General features: G+C 37.9%; 17 protein-coding genes. 16 read left to right on the forward strand and 1 reads right to left on the reverse strand.

Going from position 1 to position 15,043, the window contains the following annotated elements; genetic code table 11:
• The 12 genes from CCAL9328_RS07380 to ypfJ all read left to right on the forward strand — a co-directional run.
• The coding region (locus CCAL9328_RS07380; protein ID WP_170000377.1) for a hypothetical protein at positions 1-203 on the forward strand (203 nt) is incomplete at its 5' end.
• Between the two features lie 145 nt (positions 204-348).
• Entirely contained in the window at positions 349-1,134 is a 786-nt protein-coding gene (gene rpsB, locus CCAL9328_RS07385; protein ID WP_169937083.1) for a 30S ribosomal protein S2, read from the forward strand.
• Positions 1,134-2,198 carry a translation elongation factor Ts gene (gene tsf / locus CCAL9328_RS07390; RefSeq protein WP_170000378.1) on the forward strand — a complete coding sequence of 355 codons (1,065 nt, stop codon included), beginning with the start codon at positions 1,134-1,136 and terminating at the stop codon, positions 2,196-2,198. Before rpsB ends, tsf begins: the two co-directional genes overlap by 1 nt.
• Before the next feature lies 1 nt (position 2,199).
• Complete coding sequence (locus CCAL9328_RS07395) at positions 2,200-2,847, forward strand: ABC transporter ATP-binding protein (protein ID WP_169937086.1); 648 nt, start codon at positions 2,200-2,202, stop codon at positions 2,845-2,847.
• A 116-nt stretch (positions 2,848-2,963) separates the two neighbouring features.
• Positions 2,964-3,725, forward strand: a complete 762-nt coding sequence (fliR, locus tag CCAL9328_RS07400) for a flagellar biosynthetic protein FliR (RefSeq protein WP_169971843.1) — start codon at positions 2,964-2,966, stop codon at positions 3,723-3,725.
• 62 nt (positions 3,726-3,787) lie between these two features.
• Positions 3,788-5,071 (forward strand): coiled-coil domain-containing protein, encoded by a 1,284-nt coding sequence (locus CCAL9328_RS07405; RefSeq protein ID WP_170000379.1) that lies wholly within the window; start codon positions 3,788-3,790, stop codon positions 5,069-5,071.
• A complete protein-coding gene (gmk, locus tag CCAL9328_RS07410; protein ID WP_169937092.1) occupies positions 5,071-5,682 on the forward strand; it encodes a guanylate kinase in 612 nt (203 codons plus the stop codon). The genes CCAL9328_RS07405 and gmk overlap by 1 nt, the downstream gene beginning before the upstream one ends.
• Positions 5,683-5,729: 47 nt before the next feature.
• Positions 5,730-5,951, forward strand: a complete 222-nt coding sequence (locus tag CCAL9328_RS07415; RefSeq protein ID WP_169971841.1) for a Sec-independent protein translocase subunit TatA/TatB — start codon at positions 5,730-5,732, stop codon at positions 5,949-5,951.
• A 10-nt stretch (positions 5,952-5,961) separates the two neighbouring features.
• The gene (argS, locus tag CCAL9328_RS07420; RefSeq protein ID WP_169937096.1) at positions 5,962-7,548 is read left to right on the forward strand and encodes an arginine--tRNA ligase; all 1,587 of its coding nucleotides are present in this window, start codon (positions 5,962-5,964) and stop codon (positions 7,546-7,548) included.
• Between the two features lie 6 nt (positions 7,549-7,554).
• Complete coding sequence (locus tag CCAL9328_RS07425; protein WP_170000380.1) at positions 7,555-8,562, forward strand: YeiH family protein; 1,008 nt, start codon at positions 7,555-7,557, stop codon at positions 8,560-8,562.
• Positions 8,563-8,570: 8 nt separating this feature from the next.
• Positions 8,571-8,981, forward strand: a complete 411-nt coding sequence (locus CCAL9328_RS07430) for an SseB family protein (protein WP_169971838.1) — start codon at positions 8,571-8,573, stop codon at positions 8,979-8,981.
• A gap of 64 nt (positions 8,982-9,045) precedes the next feature.
• Positions 9,046-9,909: a KPN_02809 family neutral zinc metallopeptidase gene (gene ypfJ / locus CCAL9328_RS07435; protein ID WP_169937101.1), complete on the forward strand. Its 864-nt coding sequence runs from the start codon at positions 9,046-9,048 to the stop codon at positions 9,907-9,909.
• A 53-nt stretch (positions 9,910-9,962) separates the two neighbouring features.
• On the opposite strand, the gene nadD is transcribed toward ypfJ, so the two are convergent.
• Positions 9,963-10,838 carry a nicotinate (nicotinamide) nucleotide adenylyltransferase gene (gene nadD / locus CCAL9328_RS07440; RefSeq protein ID WP_169971837.1) on the reverse strand — a complete coding sequence of 292 codons (876 nt, stop codon included), beginning with the start codon at positions 10,836-10,838 and terminating at the stop codon, positions 9,963-9,965.
• 203 nt (positions 10,839-11,041) lie between these two features.
• Between nadD and gap the strand changes: the two genes are divergently transcribed.
• From gap to fabI, 4 genes are all read left to right on the forward strand, one after another.
• Positions 11,042-12,043 (forward strand): type I glyceraldehyde-3-phosphate dehydrogenase, encoded by a 1,002-nt coding sequence (gene gap / locus CCAL9328_RS07445; protein ID WP_169937105.1) that lies wholly within the window; start codon positions 11,042-11,044, stop codon positions 12,041-12,043.
• A 1-nt stretch (position 12,044) separates the two neighbouring features.
• A complete protein-coding gene (locus tag CCAL9328_RS07450) occupies positions 12,045-13,253 on the forward strand; it encodes a phosphoglycerate kinase (RefSeq protein ID WP_169937107.1) in 1,209 nt (402 codons plus the stop codon).
• Positions 13,250-13,924, forward strand: a complete 675-nt coding sequence (locus CCAL9328_RS07455; RefSeq protein WP_169937109.1) for a triose-phosphate isomerase — start codon at positions 13,250-13,252, stop codon at positions 13,922-13,924. Before CCAL9328_RS07450 ends, CCAL9328_RS07455 begins: the two co-directional genes overlap by 4 nt.
• A 239-nt stretch (positions 13,925-14,163) precedes the next feature.
• A complete protein-coding gene (fabI, locus tag CCAL9328_RS07460; RefSeq protein ID WP_169937111.1) occupies positions 14,164-14,982 on the forward strand; it encodes an enoyl-ACP reductase FabI in 819 nt (272 codons plus the stop codon).
• Positions 14,983-15,043: the final 61 nt, after the last annotated feature.

Genomic DNA, 15,043 nt, shown 5'->3' on the forward strand with positions numbered 1-15,043 from the left:
CATTGATAACCCAAACACTCTTTAGTGAATATGTTTCTAATGAAGAGATAATCAAAGATATGCTCGTAATTAGAAATAAGCTGTTGGACTTTAAAATAAAATCATCAAATGCTATTAAAAACAAAAGCAGAATGCATGAATTTTATAAAACTTTAAACAAGTCATTTGCAATGCCAAACAAGCAACTTGGCAATAAAATTTAGCTTAAATTTATAAATTTTTAAGTATAATCCAACCTTTAATTCACACACATCAATCCTAAAATTTGGTTGCGACATCTTTAAAATGTCGTTAAAGGGTGTGGAGGAAAAACCTAAATTTCGGGCAAAGCCCACAAGGAGAACCACAATGGTAACTATGAGAGATTTGTTAGAGTGCGGCGTTCACTTCGGACACCAAACACGCAGATGGAACCCAAAGATGAAAAAATTCATTTTTGGCGAGAGAAAAGGTATCTATATTATAGATCTACAAAAAACTATCCGCTACTTCCGCTATACTTACAACATCGTTCGTGACGCGGCAGCTGAAGGTAAAACTATCCTTTTTGTAGGTACTAAAAAACAAGCTGTAGAAGCTATAAAAGAGTATGCTGAAAAATGCGGTATGCCTTATGTAAATCACCGCTGGTTAGGTGGTATGATGACAAACTTCGGAACTATCCGCCAATCAATCCGCAAACTAGAAGTAATCGAAGCTATGGAAGAAGACGGCTCTATTAACCTTCTAACTAAAAAAGAAGCTCTAATGCTACGCCGCAAAAAAGAGAAACTAATCGCAACTCTAGGCGGTATTAGAAATATGAAAAATTTACCGGATATGGTATTTGTTGTTGATACTGTTAAAGAGAAAATCGCAGTTCAAGAAGCAAACCGCTTAAAAATGCCTGTTATCGCTCCGATCGATACAAACTGCGATCCTGATGTTGTTGATTATCCAATCCCTGGCAACGACGATGCGATCCGCTCTGTTCAACTTTTCTGCCAAGAGATGGCTGAAGCTATAAATGAAGGCAAAGCACTGCTTGAGCAAGATGCTGACGAAAATGTAAAAGAAGAAGTTAGCCAAGACGAAAAAGACGCAGTTGTAGCTGAGGCTGTTAGTGAAGAAGATTTTGCGGAGGATGAAGAGTAATGGAAATCACTGCACAAATGGTTAAAGAGCTCCGTGAAAGCACTGGAGCTGGCATGATGGATTGCAAAAAAGCTCTTGGCGAAGCAAACGGCGATATGGAAAAAGCCGTTGATATTTTACGTGAAAAGGGTTTAGGTCAGGCTGCTAAAAAAGCCGACAGACTAGCAAGCGAGGGTCTTGTTAGTGTTGAAGTATGTGCTGAGTGTAAAGCTGCAACTATTAGCGAGATCAACTCTGAGACCGACTTTGTTGCTAGAAATCCACAATTTCAGGCTTTAACAAAAGACACTACTGCTCATATCCAAGCTAAATCTATACAAGACGTAGAGACTTTAAATTCAAGCGTAATCAACGGCGTAAAATTTGAAGAGTATTTCAAAGGTCAGATCGCAACTATCGGTGAAAACCTAGTTGTTAGACGCTTTGAAACTATCACTGCTGATGCAAACGGCGTTGTAAACGGCTACGTTCACTCAAACGGACGTGTTGGTGTTTTAATCGGAGCAGCTTGCGAGAATGCGACTGTTGCAGCAAAAGCACAAGAATTTATAAGAAATTTATGTATGCACGCAGCTGCTATGAAGCCAAGCGTGATAAGCTACAAAGATCTTGATAAGGAATTTGTAGGAAAAGAATTTATAGCGCTTCGCGCAGAGCTTGAAAAAGAAAATGATGAGCTTAAACGTTTAGGCAAACCGCTTCATCATATCCCTGAGTATGCAAGCCGTTGCCAAATCGGTGAAGCAGAGCTTGAAAAAGCCAAAAAAGATATAGAAAACGAATTAAAAGCTGAAGGTAAGCCTGAAAAAATTTGGGACAAAATCATACCTGGCAAGATAGATAGATTCTATGCCGATAATACTGTTCTTGATCAACGTTTAACGCTTCTTGGACAATTTTACGTAATGGATGATAAAAAAACCGTAGAGCAAGTTATAGCGGAAAAAAGTACTGAACTTGGCGGTAAGATCGAGATCGTAAAATACGTTCGCTTTGAACTTGGCGAAGGTTTAGAGAAGAAAGTTGATGATTTTGCTGCAGAAGTTGCAGCTCAAATCGGCTAAAATGCAAATTTTAAGAGCGTCTAATCTAGGCTTTGCGTATGATTATACGCTCTTTGATAATATAAATTTAGAATTAAACTCTGGCGAAAGCACCGCTATACTTGGAGTTAGCGGTTGTGGTAAATCAACCCTTCTTCACATTCTGTCCACACTTTTAAAGCCAAATTTTGGCGAAGTTGTATATGGCAGCAAGTCGCTTTACTCACTATCGCAAAATGAACTTATAAAAATTCGTAGATTTGACTTTGGTATCATTTTTCAAGCCCACTATCTTTTTAAGGGGTTTAGTGCTTTAGAAAATATCGAGCTAGCAAGCATTTTGTCAAACGAGCCTATCGACAAAAGCTATCTTGATGCACTTAAAATTTCACATGTTCTAAACCATAAAGTTGGCGAACTAAGCGGCGGACAACAACAACGTGTTAGTATTGCAAGGGTGCTAAGTAAAAAACCACGTATAATTTATGCAGACGAGCCAACAGGGAATTTAGATAAAGATACCGCAAATGATGTGATGAATGTTCTTTTTGAATACATAAAGTCAAATGATGCGAGCCTCGTACTGGTAACTCATGATAACGAGCTAGCCGCAAAATGTGACCACTCATATCATCTTGAGAACAAACAACTTTTAAAAATTTCTCTTTAAATTTAAAGCACAAACTGGTCATATTAAGTTAAATTTCAATCCGCTAAAGTTTAAAATTTATCCAAACAAAACGCAAAAAACGCTAAAATCACGTAAAAATTTTAAAAAAGAGCAAAATGGAGTTAGTTCAATTTTTAGGCGCGGATCGCGTTATAACATTTATGTTGCTTTTCGCACGCCTTAGCGGACTTATCGTATTTTTTCCGTTTTACTCGCATAATCAAATTCCTCTAACTGCAAAAACCGTCTTTGCCATGCTTTTAACGATAGTACTCTTTCCTATGTCTCATGTTCATGATCATGCCATAAATTTTTTAGTTTTAGATATTTTAAGCGAACTCATGCTTGGGCTTTGTGCTGGAGTTTTGTTAAATATCGTCTTTGGCATGCTTCACATGGCTGGCGAGCAAATATCTATGGTTATGGGCTTTTCGATGGCGACTGTGCTTGACCCACAAACCGGTATAAATTCGGCAGTTATTGCTAATATACTAAATTTCATGGCACTTATGACGTTTTTGTTTTTTGACGGGCATCATTTGATTTTGCAGTTTTACGCCTCTTCTTTAGCGCAAATTCCGCTTGGCGACTTTTATCCAAGAGCCCAGATCGCGCACTATATGATTAAAATTTTTTCTGAATTGTTTATGTTTGGATTTATCTTGGCATTTCCTATTATCGCGCTTTCTTTACTGTCTGATGTGATATTTGGTATGCTTATGAAGACAATGCCACAGTTTAACCTTTTAGTCGTTGGCTATCCGATAAAAGTTACTATCGGTTTTGTTGTTTTGATTGCGATTTTGGCAGGTGTTATGAAGGTGATTAGCGATATTGCTTTAAGAGTTATTAACGATCTGCCTACCCTGTTTTTTTAAAATTAAGAAAAGAGCAATGAAAAATATCATAAAATATTAGATTTAGGTTTAAAGGAGAGATGATGAGGGTTGCGCTTATAAATAAAAATCCGGCTGTTTCACGTTTGATAACACTAAGTTTAAATAAAATCGGAGTCGGTTATGACGAGATTGATGATATTTTAGAGCTTCAAGAGTCATTTGACTGTATCGTGATCGACAGTGATATTGAAATTTTAGATGTTGATTTAAGCCAGCACTCAAATAGCGTCATCGCGCTTGTTCCTCGCGGCAGTCAAAAACCGGAATTTGCCGATGCTTATCTTGAAAAACCGTTTTTACCTACTGAATTTATAAGCTTGTTTGAAGAGACTACGTCAAATGCCAAGCCGGTTACTCATGTAGAAGATAGTGCTAAATTTAATGATTTTGAAGATGATCTTAGTATGCCTGATGAGCTTGGAGGCTTTGATGATTTTGAGCTGCCTAGTATAGACGAGGAGCATAAAGATAAGCCTGATGATGATTTGGAAAATTTTGAAGATCTCGATTTGAATGATTTAAATTTAGATAGCATAAACGAAGATGAAGATCTGCCAAGCGAAGAAGACAACAACTTGCTAGAAGAGCTTAGCAAGGATAATCTTGATAGTCTTGACGAGCTTGATGAATTTAGTGAATCAGAAGATATAAAAGACGTTAAAGAAAAGCAAGAAGAGCTTGATGATACTCTTTTAAATGAAGAGCTAAGTCAAATGCAAGAGGCAAAAGAGAATTTATTGGACGAAGATTTGAGCGAAGAAAAAGAAGAAGACGTAGAAGATGTAAATGAGATAGATGAGCTAAGTTCTTTGGTTGACGAGATAGATCATATGAGTGAAAGCGACAGTGAAGATGTCGGTAAAGATGAGGATAATGAGCCAAAAGATGACATTATCGATGATTTGCTTGATAGTTTGGACACGCAAGAACTAGACGAAGAATTTACAGATTCTAAAAAAGATGTAGAGTCAAAACAAGAGCTTGAAATTGATGAAAATTTAATACAAGAAGACGAGCTACAAGAGGATGAGCTTTTAGCTGATGAGATTGGGGAAGAAGTGAGTGAAGTCACACAAGAAAACATAGAAGAGATACATGATATTAATGAGATAGACCAGGCATTAATGATGAAAGCATTTGGGCTTGACGGAGCTAAAAGTGAGCAAGATAGCCTTAGTGAACCTAAAGAGCAAACACAAGATATAAAAGCTGAACTTAGTCAAAAGATAACCGAACAGATAAAAAAATCGTTAAATGACAGTGCTTTAAAAGAAGCCTTAAAAGATATGAATATAAAGATAAATATAAGCTTTGAGGAGAAGTAGTGAAGGGTCAAATTTTACTCATCAGCGGTCCTAGCGGCTGTGGTAAAAGCACTCTTTTAAGCAGGCTCTTTAAGGAGGAAAAAGGGCTTTATTTTTCTATCTCAAGCACAACAAGAGCCATAAGAGACGGCGAAATAGACGGTGTTCATTATCATTTTATAAGCAAAGAAGAATTTGAAGACGGTATAAAAAAAGATGAATTTTTAGAATGGGCGCAGGTTCATAAAAACTACTACGGCACAAGTTTAAAGCCGGTAAAAGAGCAGCTTGAGCGTGGAAATATCGTTGTTTTTGATATAGACGTGCAAGGGTTTGCCATAGCAAGAGAGAAATTTAAGTCCGAGATAACATCTGTTTTTGTCACTACTACAAATAAAAAAGAGCTAAAAAAACGTCTTGAAAAGCGCAATACCGACAGTCCCGAAACTATAGAAAACCGTTTAATGAACGCAGTCGGGGAGATGGAACACATTTTGGAGTATGATTATTTTTTAATAAATGATGATATAGAAAAAAGTTATCGCGGGTTAAAGTCTATCGTTCGGGCTATGCGTTTAAAAAGTACAAATATCAATCTTCGTGAAACGATCGATAATTGGATTGATTGTTAAAATTTAAAATTTATGCTAAAATCACGCTTTTAATTTAAGGAGAAAAGATGGGTATCAGTGTTCAACAGTTGTTAATAATACTTGCTATTATCGTTTTATTGTTCGGTGCTAAAAAAATTCCTGAGCTTGCAAAAGGTCTTGGTAAGGGTATCAAAAGCTTTAAGGCTGAAATGGAAGATGATAAGCCTGTAGAAAAAGTTGAGAAAAAAGAAGAAGATGCCGTTGACGCAAAGGTTAGCGAGAGTAAAACAGAGAGCAAAAACGCATAGGCTTTAGAAGTTGAAAGAGATAGTAAAATCTGAAATTTTAAAGATTATCGGACGCGATTTTGTTCTTGAAAAACCAAAAGATAAAAATTTAGCCCACTATGCTACACCGTTAGCCTTTTCTTTGGCAAAAGAGCTTAAGCGTTCGCCTATGGCTATAGCACAAGAATTTGCCGATAAATTTAAAGACAATGATCTTTTTGAGGTTAGTGCGGTTAATGGCTATTTAAATTTTAAATTAAAGGGCGAATTTTTGGACTCTTGCGCAAGCAAGGCTTTGCAAGATGGAGAAAATTTTGCCTCCTCAAAACCTAAAGATAAAAGCTTGTTGATCGAATACATCAGCGCAAATCCCACTGGTCCGCTTCATATAGGTCATGTTAGAGGAGCGGTTTATGGCGATACTTTGGCTCGTATCGGAAGATATATAGGCTACGATATACAAACCGAGTACTACATAAATGACGCGGGCAATCAAATAGACCTACTTGGTACCTCTATTTCACTTTGGGCTCGTGAAAATCTACTTGGTCAGAGTGTAGAATACCCTGAAAAATACTACCGTGGCGATTATATAGAAGATATCGCAAAAGCTGCACTTGAAAAATTCGGCAAAGAAATTTTTACAGACGAGAGTAAAAATTTAGATCTAGCGGAATTTGGCAAAGATATAGTGCTAGATATCATCAAAAAAGATCTATCGGATGCAAATATTTTTATTAAAAATTGGGCTAGCGAAAGGTCGTATTACGATAAGCTAGAGGCAACTATCGCAAAATTAGAACGCTCAAATCAAATGTATAAAAAGGACGGAGCAACTTATATTGCTTCTACAAAACTTGGCGATGATAATGACCGTGTCGTTGTTAGAGATGACGGCAGGCCTACGTATCTAGCAGGTGATATAGTTTATCATAATGATAAATTTGAACGTGGATATGATGAGTTTTTAAATATTTGGGGAGCTGATCATCACGGGTATATAACTCGCCTAAAAGCTGCTATAAATTTCTTAGGTTATGATGAAAATCGCCTTGAAATTTTACTTATGCAAATGGTTAGTTTGCTAAAAGACGGCAAGCCGTATAAGATGAGCAAACGTGCTGGTAACGCCATACTTATGAGCGACATTACCGCTGAGATTGGAGCTGATGCTTTAAGGTTTATTTTTATAAGTAAAGCAAACACGAGTAGCCTTGAATTTGACGTAGATGAGCTTAAAAAAGAAGATAGTTCAAACCCTATTTTTTACATAAACTACGCTCACGCAAGGATAAATCAAGTATTTGGTAAGGCACAAAAAAGTGTTACCGATGTTATAGATGCATCGCTTGATCTGCTTGATGATAGCGGTAAAAATTTGCTTTTTGAAGCGCTTACTTTAAATGAAATTTTAGAAGATGCTTACTCGCAAAGAGCTTTGCAAAAGTTGCCTGATTATCTAAAATCGCTTTGTGCGAATTTCCACAAATTTTATAATGAAAACCGCGTTATAGGAAGTCAAAACGAAGATGTTTTGCTTAAGCTTTTTGCGGTTGTTGCGCTTAGCATAAGAACAGCTCTAACTCTTATGGGTATAACTGCAAAAGAGCGCATGTAGCGAGAAATGAAACAGACACTAAAGCATATTTTTGAGTTTAAATTTGCTTGGCTGTGTCTGTTTTTTCTGGCTATTTTAGCTATTTTTATATCGCATTTTCCACCTTTTAGCACATTTCATCTTAGTCCACTTATGGTCGCTGTGTTATTTGGTTGTATGGTGGTAAATTTTTCCCCTAAAAGTTCTAATACACTTAAAAAAACAGGAATTTTGAGTATAGCCACAAAGCAAATTTTGCGCTTTGGTATCATACTTTTTGGCTTTCGTATAAGTTTTGATAGTATTAGTGAGCTTGGAATTTATGGTATTTTATTTGTTGCTTTGGTTGTATTTTCGACATTTGCACTTGCGATCTTTATAGGCAAGTGGCTTGGTCTTGGCAAGAGTTTGAGTGCGCTTATCGGCTCTGGTAGCGCTATATGCGGTGCGGCTGCCGTTATGGCGAGTGCAAGCACGATAAAGGCAAGCGAGCAAGATACGGCAAGTGCTATATGCACTGTTGTGCTGTTTGGAACGATAGGCATGTTTGTTTATCCGTTTATTTTTAAAGTTGGGTTGCTTGGTTTTGATGCAGATATGATGGGAAGATTTACCGGTGCTTCACTTCATGAGGTTGCTCATGTTATCGCTGCTGGAGCAAATATTTCAGAGAGTGCAAAAGCTAGTGCTGTTATCGTAAAAATGCTTAGAGTGCTTACTTTGGTGCCATTTTTGATCGTTTTGTCTATATTTTTTCGTTCAAACAAAAGCGGTAAAATGAGTGTGTTTCCGTATTTTGCGCTATACTTTTTTGCAGCGGTTTGTATAAATTCTCTCTTTGCTGTCCCTGAAATTTTACTTACCGCCATAAATCATCTTGCTACTTTTTTACTTTGTGCGGCCATGTGTGCACTTGGTTTTGGGCTAAATAAAAATACATTTGCAAACATGGGCTTTAAGCCATTCTTGCTTGCAGCTTTGCTGTTTGCCTGGCTGTTTGTATTTTGCTTTTCGTATATTAAATTTATTTTTTAGGAGATACTTTGAGTTTGATTAAAGCTATTGAAAATTTTAAAAATGAACCAACAAAGGATAATGAAATTTGTCTAATAAACGAGCTAAAAAAGGCTGAATTTCTAGCCCCGGTTATACTTGCTGCACCGCTTGCAAAGCCTGACGGAAGTGCGGTTTATGAAGAAGAGGGGTCAAACATCAAATTTGCCCTACTTAGTGATGACGAAAACGACAAGAGCTATTTTCCTGCATTTACAAGCAGACAAGAGCTGATGAAATGGAGAAATGATAGCGAGCAAGAAGTTATAAATTTGCGATTAAAGGATTACGGGGCTATGTTGCTTGATGATAAAAATAATTATGAGGGTATCGTAATAGACGCATTTTCGCATTCGCTTATACTTGATTTAAATTTCTTTAGAGCTATTTTTAAAGACTAAATTTGTCAGGTTTATCTAAAAAAGCGTCGTTTTTTGATACAATCGCCAAAAATAAAGGATAAATATGAAATGGCAAGATAGCAGACAAAGCTCAAATGTCGAAGATAGACGTTCAAATTCACAAGTAAGTAGCGCTGGTTCGTTTGGTGCGCTTGTACCTATTATCAGATTTTTGATGGGTTCAAAGATCGGACGCATAGTGCTAGTTATCGGTGTTGTGGCCTATTTTATGGGTTACGATCCTCTTGCTCTTATCGACCAAGGAGCCGGCACAACTCAAAGTAAAGCCATAGATGATCCAAAGGAGAAAGAAAATTTTGCCTTTGTTTCTGCTGTTTTGGCAGAAACAGAAGATGTATGGGCGAATATTTTCAAAGAGCATAAAGCTTCATATGTGGAGCCAAATTTAGTACTTTTTAGAGGGCAAGTTTCTAGTGGATGTGGCTTTGCTAGCTCACAAGTAGGGCCTTTTTACTGTCCGGCGGATCAAAAAGTATATCTTGATTTAAGCTTTTTTGATGAACTTGAAAAGACGCATAAGGCGGGAGGTGATTTTGCTAGAGCTTATGTTATAGCTCACGAAATCGGACATCATGTGCAAAATTTAGTAGGAACGCTAAATAAAATTCAGTCACAAAAATCAGGCGTTTCACAAGTAGAGCAAAATGCACTTCAGGTTAAAGTCGAACTTCAAGCTGACTGTTATGCGGGAATTTGGGCGCACTATATGAATAAATATCAAATTTTAGATGACGGCGACATTGAAGAGGCATTAAATGCAGCTAGTGCAATTGGTGATGACACTTTGCAAAAAAAGCACCAAGGACATGTCGTGCCCGACTCTTTCACGCACGGTAGCTCAAAACAGCGCATGGAATGGTTTAAAAAGGGTTTTGAGGGTGGTAAACTAGCTTCTTGTAGTTTTTAAAAATCGTCGCGTTTATAAATTTAAATACTATAAACGCGACAAAAGTTAAATTCTTAGTTGTGTTGCTCTTTTAGCTTGCTTAAAAATTCTTCGATATTGTATCTTGCACGGTATTGTTGGCTCATAAGGTGTAAAAGTATGTCGCCAAGATCGCAGACAACCCACTCGCCAGAGCTTTCTATACCTAAAAACTGCTCGCCAAGTGGCTTAAGCTTCTCTTTTAGATCATCTGTTAACGATAATGCGTGGCGCTCGCCCATTGTTGTCGCGATAACGACTTGTTTTACGAAATAATCCTTATCACTCATATCAAACACTTGTATCTCTTCGGCTTTTTTCTCGTCTAAAATTTTCACGATATTTTCTATGCGTTGTTGCATGCTAAGTTCCATATTTTTTCCTTGATAAAATTTTATGATTTCTTCTTTTAAGACTTCGGGCAAATTTTCTAAACATTCCGAATGTCTAATTTGCGATGAGCTAATGTCTACATGCGTGCCCATTTTTTGCAAATTCTCCGGTATATCTATGTGATCGCGCTCTGCTATTACAAATTTCACAAGTGTTTTTAGCCTTGTAAAATCATGCCATTTATCAAGCGTTGCAAGATGATCCGCTCCGATTATCAGATATAAATTTGAAATTTCGTATTTTTCATAAAGATGATCTATCGTTTCAATGGTAGGTACCGGACGAGCCTTATTGACTTCAAAATCTGAAATTTCAACCTTATCAAGATCTCCCCAAAGTCTTGTTATCCACTTTAAACGAAGTTCGGGAGGCGCGGAGTAGTCGCTCTTAAACGGACTTATAAAGGTCGGCATAATGACTAGCTTGTCTATATTTAGCTCATTTAAAGCCATTTTTACGACACTATCATGCCCTAAATGCGGAGGATCGAAGCTCCCGCCAAAAAATGCTATATTCAACTCTTGCCTTAAAATCAAATTCGTAAATTGTAGCATATTAAGCTAAAAACAAGCTATAAAATATCACAAATCCCAGTTTCTAATCTAAATTTAAAAACTAAAATCGTGATTATATTTAAAATTTAATTATTTTTCTTGATTTAGCTTTTTTTGTAGCTTTTTTTTGTAAAATTACAGTTACTACTTCAATTAAAGGAGCTGAAATGTCGGTTAAGATAGCTATAAACGGTTTTGGAAGGATAGGCAGATGTGCTGCACGTATCATTTTAGAACGCGATGATTGCGAACTTGTCGCAATAAACGACACCGCAAAAAGAGAAATGACTAGATATTTGTTGAAATTTGATACTGTGCATGGGGAATTTAAGCACGATGTTAAGGTTGTTAGTGATGATTGCATAGAGGTTGACGGAAAGAAGATAAAAGTTTATTCTACAAGAGATGCAAATGAGCTTGACTTTGCCGGATGTGGTGCAGACGTCGTTCTTGAATGTACCGGAGCAAATTTGACTTCAGAAAAATGCGAACCGTTTATTAAAAACGGTATTAAAAAAGTCGTTATGAGCGCACCGGCAAAAGACGACACACCAACTTACGTTATCGGCGTAAACACCGATGATTATAAAAATGAAGCGATCATATCAAATGCAAGTTGCACTACAAACTGCCTAGCGCCTGTAGCAAAGATTCTTGATAGTGCGTTTGGTATACAAAAGGGTTTGATGACTACGATCCATGCTTACACTCACGGACAAAGCATACTTGATGTTAAGGGTAAGGATTTCCGCCGCTCTCGTGCTGCTGCTGCAAATATGATACCAACTACAACCGGCGCGGCAAAAGCTATAGGCAAAGTCATGCCTCACCTGCTTGGCAAGATGCACGGACAAAGTATACGCGTGCCTATGCCAAATGTTTCTCTTGTTGATTTAACGGTTGTTTTAGGTAAACAAACGACAGTTGAAGAGGTAAATGAGGCATTTAAAAAAGCAAGTCTTAATGAATTTAAAAATTTAATCAAAATCGACGATGAATACCGCGTTTCAAGCGATTTTATGAGTGATCCTGCAAGTTCTATATTTGTCCCTGATACAACACAAGTTATCTGTGGCGACATGGTAAAAGTTTTGGCTTGGTATGATAATGAATGGGGCTACTCTGCACGCCTTGTAGACATGGGTGTGTTTGTGGGCAAAAGGGGCTAAAATGCACGGAATCATCTCGGTAAAAGATATAAATTTAGCAAATAAAAGCGTCTTTATAAGGTGTGATTTTAACGTTCCTATGGATGAATTTGGCAATATAACCGATGATAGGAGAATTTTTACTGCACTTCCTACCATAAAATACTGCCTTGATCAAGGTTGTAAAATAGTCCTTGCATCGCATTTAGGACGCCCTAAAAATGGCTACGAAGAAGCATTTTCGCTAAAGCCGGTAGCAAAGAGACTTTCGTTCTTACTGCACCAAGAGGTAAAAATGGCAACCGACGTTATTGGGCCTGATGCAAAAGAGAAAGCTAAAAATTTAAAACAAGGCGAGATTTTGCTTCTTGAAAATTTACGCTTTGAAAAGGGTGAAACTAAAAACGATGAAAATTTAGCTCGCGAGCTAAGTGGATTTGGCGAAGTGTATGTAAACGACGCTTTTGGCGTATGCCATAGAGCTCATGCTTCTGTTGAAGCCGTGGTTAAATTTTATGATGAAAATACAAAAGCTGCTGGATTTTTACTACAAAAAGAGATCGAATTTGCCGAAAAACTTATCAAAAAACCGGCTCGTCCTTTTGTTGCAGTTGTGGGCGGAAGTAAGGTTAGCGGCAAACTCCAAGCGCTTAAAAACCTACTGCCTCGCGTTGATAAACTCATCATCGGTGGCGGAATGGCGTTTACATTTTTAAAGGCCATGGGTGAAAATATCGGTAACTCGCTTTTGGAAGAAGAGCTTGTTGAAGAGGCATTAATGGTGCTTAAAAAAGGCAAAGAACTGGGTGTTAAAATTTATCTTCCTGTTGATGTTGTCGCGGCTCAAAGTTTTTCAAACGATAGTGCCGTTAAATTTGTAACTGCACAAGAGATTCCTGCAGGATGGATGGGGCTTGATATCGGTCCTGCTAGTATTAGACTTTTCCAAGAGGCGATAATAGATGCTCAAACTATCTGGTGGAACGGGCCGATGGGTGTTTTCGAGATGGATAAATTCTCTAAAGGCAGCATAAAAATGAGCCACAGCATCGCTGAAACACATGCAACTACGGTTGTTGGCGGAGGCGATACGGCCGATGTTGTCGCTCGTGCAGGAGATGCCGATGAGATGACCTTTATCTCAACTGGAGGCGGAGCAAGCTTAGAGCTTATAGAGGGCAAAGAGCTTCCAGGTGTCAAGCCTCTTAGACGAAGCGGTGTAGAGCAATGATATTTGCAGCAAATTTAAAGTGTAACCACACAAGGGATAGCTTTAATGAGTATGCTAAAATTTTAAATGAAAATTTAAAAGACGAAAATGTCCTCGTCTTTGCCCCTGCTACTACCTTTTTAAATGAGGAGTTTAAATTTACCCTTGGGGCGCAAAATTTCTATCCATGCGAAAGCGGCTCATATACGGGTGAGATAGGCAAGGCTATGCTTGATGAATTTAATATCAAAACCGTGCTTATCGGACATTCGGAAAGACGTGAAATTTTAGGCGAGAGCGAGGAGTTTTTGAGAGCTAAATTTGATTTTGCTGTCAAAAATGGCTGGAGAGTGGTTTATTGTATCGGCGAGAGCTTAGAGTTATTTGAGAGTGGAAAAACACGCGAATGGCTAGACTTACAACTTGCAAATATCGATCTGGGATATAAAAATTTAGTTATCGCCTATGAGCCGATCTGGGCGATAGGAACTGGTAAGAGTGCAAGCGCAGAGCAGGTGGGTGAAATTTTAGAATTTATAGCTTCAAAGACTAGTGCACCGCTACTTTACGGCGGAAGCGTAAATGCTAAAAATATCGCTGAAATTTGCAAGGTTAAACACTGTGGCGGAGTGCTAGTAGGAACAGCAAGTTGGGATGCTAGCAACTTCTTAAATTTAATAGCGTCGTGCTGAATTCTTTTGTGTGATTTTTGCGAAGCTAGAAAATTTCATCCCTCAACAAGCTATATGCCTAGTCTTGGGATGGAGTTTTGTCGCAATCACAAAAATCACCACAAAATATTTTCAGTGATAATAAAAAACAAATAAACAAAACTGCAAAGTATCGTGAGATTAAACAAAGCTGTTTGTAAATTTACAAATCAACAAAACATAAACTCACAGTATAAGCAGAATGACTAAGAGGATATAAAATGATAATGCAAGGTAAAAAGGGTCTAATCGTCGGTGTAGCTAATGCCAAATCAATTGCTTACGGTATCGCCGAGGCATGCCATAAACAAGGCGCAACCATGGCGTTTACATATTTAAATGATGCGCTTAAAAAACGTGTAGAACCCATAGCTGGGGAGTTTGGTAGTAAATTTGTTTATGAGCTAGATGTGAATAATCCAGCGCACTTAGAAGGTATAGCAGATAAGATAAAGGCGGATTTGGGCGAGATAGATTTCGTCGTTCATGCCGTAGCGTATGCACCAAAAGAGGCTTTAGAGGGCGAGTTTATTGACACCACAAAAGAGGCGTTTGATATCGCTATGGGAACGTCTGTGTATTCGCTACTAAGCCTTACAAAAGCCGTGATACCCGTGCTTAAAGAGGGCGGATCGATCCTTACGCTAACATATCTTGGCGGACCAAGATTTGTCCCGCATTATAATGTAATGGGTGTAGCCAAAGCTGCGCTTGAGAGCTCAGTGCGCTACCTTGCACATGATCTTGGTGCAAAAAATATCCGTGTAAATGCTATTTCGGCAGGTCCAATTAAAACACTTGCTGCAAGCGGTATAGGTGACTTTAGGATGATTTTACGCTACAATGAAGTAAACGCTCCTCTAAAGCGCAACGTAACAACCGAAGATGTCGGCAAGAGTGCGATGTATTTACTAAGTGATTTGGCTAGCGGTGTAACGGGTGAAATTCACTATGTAGACTGTGGATATAGCACGATGGGGATGGGTGATGTTACAAAAGATAACGAAGGAAATACCATCTTAACGTGGGACGCGAAGTAGATAACAAGTCTATAAAATTTTTTGTATTTCATTCACTCAAAGCGGACGTGACTTCCGTCAT

It is taken from the genome of Campylobacter sp. RM9328 (assembly GCF_012978615.1).

Excerpts from the sequence above, each read along its gene's own strand:
- rpsB (WP_169937083.1), top strand. The coding sequence starts at position 349 with ATGGTAACTATGAGAGATTTGTTAGAGTGCGGCGTTCACTTCGGACAC.
- tsf (WP_170000378.1), top strand. The coding sequence starts at position 1,134 with ATGGAAATCACTGCACAAATGGTTAAAGAGCTCCGTGAAAGCACTGGA.
- CCAL9328_RS07395 (WP_169937086.1), top strand. The coding sequence starts at position 2,200 with ATGCAAATTTTAAGAGCGTCTAATCTAGGCTTTGCGTATGATTATACG.
- fliR (WP_169971843.1), top strand. The coding sequence starts at position 2,964 with ATGGAGTTAGTTCAATTTTTAGGCGCGGATCGCGTTATAACATTTATG.
- CCAL9328_RS07405 (WP_170000379.1), top strand. The coding sequence starts at position 3,788 with ATGAGGGTTGCGCTTATAAATAAAAATCCGGCTGTTTCACGTTTGATA.
- CCAL9328_RS07415 (WP_169971841.1), top strand. The coding sequence starts at position 5,730 with ATGGGTATCAGTGTTCAACAGTTGTTAATAATACTTGCTATTATCGTT.
- CCAL9328_RS07425 (WP_170000380.1), top strand. The coding sequence starts at position 7,555 with ATGAAACAGACACTAAAGCATATTTTTGAGTTTAAATTTGCTTGGCTG.
- ypfJ (WP_169937101.1), top strand. The coding sequence starts at position 9,046 with ATGAAATGGCAAGATAGCAGACAAAGCTCAAATGTCGAAGATAGACGT.
- gap (WP_169937105.1), top strand. The coding sequence starts at position 11,042 with ATGTCGGTTAAGATAGCTATAAACGGTTTTGGAAGGATAGGCAGATGT.
- CCAL9328_RS07450 (WP_169937107.1), top strand. The coding sequence starts at position 12,045 with ATGCACGGAATCATCTCGGTAAAAGATATAAATTTAGCAAATAAAAGC.
- CCAL9328_RS07455 (WP_169937109.1), top strand. The coding sequence starts at position 13,250 with ATGATATTTGCAGCAAATTTAAAGTGTAACCACACAAGGGATAGCTTT.
- fabI (WP_169937111.1), top strand. The coding sequence starts at position 14,164 with ATGATAATGCAAGGTAAAAAGGGTCTAATCGTCGGTGTAGCTAATGCC.